This window comes from Bacteroidota bacterium, assembly GCA_018831055.1.
Lineage (GTDB): Bacteria > Bacteroidota > Bacteroidia > Bacteroidales > B18-G4 > M55B132.
Genome location: JAHJRE010000265.1, coordinates 1 through 2836 on the forward strand (window position 1 = coordinate 1; position 2836 = coordinate 2836).

Annotated in this window: 3 protein-coding genes; all 3 read right to left on the reverse strand. The window is 59.1% G+C overall.

Going from position 1 to position 2836, the window contains the following annotated elements; genetic code table 11:
* Positions 1 to 848: UDP-N-acetylmuramate--L-alanine ligase (gene murC / locus KKA81_16280; protein MBU2652485.1), on the reverse strand; the 848-nt coding region annotated here is incomplete at its 3' end.
* A gap of 56 nt (positions 849 to 904) precedes the next feature.
* Entirely contained in the window at positions 905 to 2047 is a 1143-nt protein-coding gene (gene murG, locus KKA81_16285; GenBank protein ID MBU2652486.1) for an undecaprenyldiphospho-muramoylpentapeptide beta-N-acetylglucosaminyltransferase, read from the reverse strand.
* Positions 2044 to 2836 (reverse strand): FtsW/RodA/SpoVE family cell cycle protein (locus KKA81_16290; GenBank protein ID MBU2652487.1); only part of this gene is annotated, 793 nt, incomplete at its 5' end. The genes KKA81_16290 and murG, both read right to left, overlap by 4 nt.

The window sequence follows — 2836 nt, forward strand, 5'->3', positions numbered from 1 at the left end:
ATCGCATTGGACACATTGTGACGGCCGGGAACATGAAGGAGAATATCGCCGAGATACTCACCGCGACGATAGACCGAGAAGGTGGATCGACCCTGCTCCATATTCACCTTGACCGCGCGATAGTCGGCCTCGACCGAAAAACCAAACGTGACAAACGGCCGGGCCAGTCGATCCCGAAGGCGCATGAGGTCTTCGTTGTCGGCCGAAAGGACGATTGAACCGAAAAACGGCACGCGGTTCATGTAGGCGACAAACGAATTGTGCAAATCCTCGATATCGTCGTAGCAGTCCATGTGATCTCGTTCGACATTCGTCACGACTGCCATCGACGGAAACATCGACAGAAACGACTTGTCGTATTCGTCCGCCTCGGCCACGAGATACTGCCCCTCGCCTAACGCCGCACCGGTGCCGAGTTCGGCCACGATGCCACCGACAATGATCGTCGGTTGGTAGTTGCCGGTCCGCAGGATGCGACCGATCATCGAGGTCGTCGTGGTTTTGCCGTGCGTACCGGCAATGCCGATCGAATACTTGAGGCGCATGATCTCGCCCAACATCTCGGCCCGCTTAATCACCGGGATACCGCGCCGACGCGCCTCGACTACCTCGGCGTTGTCTTCGCCGACAGCCGAGGAGATCACGACCACTTCGCTGTCGTCGAGATTCTCCGCCAGGTGACCGTCGTAGATCGTGACGCCTCGGCCTTCAAGGTAGCGGGTGACATCCGAGGCCGTCTGGTCCGAGCCGCTGATCTCAAAACCGAGATTGTGCAGGATCTCGGCGATGCCGGACATTCCCGAACCGCCGATTCCCACAAAGTAGAGTTTCCGAATTTTTCCAAACATAAGTCTATCGTTCACAAAACTGGTTGATTCCAGGACTGCCGGAGTTGCCACGGATTTCAATGCCGTTTCCTCTCTGCTTCGATTAGTTCGATGATGTCGTTGGCGATGATATCCACCGCGGGTTTCTTGCCCTCGTTCATTTTCACCAGCGCCGTTTTCATTGCGCCGTACTGTGTCGATCCGGCCAGCGCCGCCGCTTCCTGCAGCAGATCGTGTTCGCCGAGATCGTTTTCGTCGATTACCGTTGCCGCACCGCGCGCCGCCATGTCGGCGGCGTTTTTGCGCTGGTGATCTCCGGCCGCGGCCGGATACGGCACCAGCACCGAGGGCACCGCGCAGGCAGTCAACTCCGCCAGCGTTAGGGCGCCGGCGCGCGCTATCGCCAGATCGGCGGCAGCATAAACGGCGGCCATATCATGGGCAAAGGGAAAGAGGGTGCAGTCTTTTACCTGACCGTCCGCTTGCGCAGCCACTTCCGTGTAATCCCTCTTCCCCGTTTGCCACAAAATCTGATATCCTTCCGGCACACCGCCGGTCTGTAGGCTTTTCATTACCGCATTGTTGATCGCCCGAGCGCCCTGACTTCCGCCAAGCACGAGAATGGTTTTCCTTGACGGATCGAGATTGTACTCCGCAAGCGCCTTGTTTCGGTCCGCGTCGGCGATCGTCCGTCGCACCGGATTGCCGGTAAGGATAATCTCCGCCTTGGTCTTCAGATGCTGCCGGGCGCCCTCGAAACCGAGATATATCCTTCGGGCGCTGCCCGCCGCCTGACGGGTTGTGATACCGGGAAACGAATTTTGTTCCTGAAGCACGGTTGGGATCTTACGCCATACCGCCGTCTTCAAGATCGGCAGAGCGACATAGCCGCCGGTGCCGACCACGACATCCGGTTTGAAACGACCCAACATCAGCCAGGCCCGAATCAGAGCGCCGATCAGGACAAACGGTACAATCAGGTTCGTCAGCGTAAACGACCGCACCAGTCCGCGTACATTGATGATCTCCAGCGGATAACCCAACCGGTCGCGCATCCGATATTCGATTCCACGCGTCGTGCCCACAAATCGGATCTCCACCGGGGTCCGCCCCTGCAGCAATTCCCGAATGCGATCGGCGATGGCGATCGCCGGGAACAGATGGCCGCCCGTGCCGCCGCCGGCAAATACGATCCGCACTGTCTGCGCCGCCGCCGTCATCGCACAACCCTCCGGGAAAGATTGAGCAGTACGCCGATCGCGGCGCTCGATATCAGCAGCGATGAGCCGCCGTAGGATATGAACGGCAGCGGCAGACCGGTCACCGGAAGGAGATTGGTCACGACGCCGACATTGATGGCGATATTGATAAACAGCGAGAGCACGACGCCCGAGGCGAGCAAGAATCCGAACCGATCGGGTTGGGCCGCCGCGATCTTGAATCCCCGCAGCAGCATGTAGGCGAACAGGCCCAGGATTATCAACAGCCCGAACAACCCGACCTCTTCGCCAATCGCCGCGAAAATGAAATCGGTGTGGGGATACGGCAGGAAAAACAGTTTCTGGCGTCCATCGCCCAGGCCCGTGCCGAACAGCCCGCCCGCACCCAGTGTCAGCGCCGCCTGCTTGGCCTGGTAGCTGCCCGCCAGCGGATCGGCCAGCGAAGCAAGATAGGTCATCACGCGAGCTTTTTTGTAGCCGAGCACGAACACCACAAACGAGGCCATGGCGACCGCCGGCAGAGCGGCCGCGAAAAGATGCTTCAGGCGCGCGCCGGCGAGATAAAAGACGCCGACCGCCGTCGCGAATATAACAATCGTCGTACCCAAATCCGGTTCGAGCAATACCAGCGCAAAACCGGCACCGAGCATCGGCCCGTACGGAATGAGCAACTGGCGCAGTTTGGTGATATCGCGGTTGCGATTCGAGAGCGAAAACGCCAGGTAATAGATCATGACAAACTTCAATATCTCCGACGGCTGCATTGTCAACGGTCCGAGCATGAGCCAG

Excerpts from the sequence above, each read along its gene's own strand:
- murG (MBU2652486.1), bottom strand. The coding sequence starts at position 2,047 with ATGACGGCGGCGGCGCAGACAGTGCGGATCGTATTTGCCGGCGGCGGC.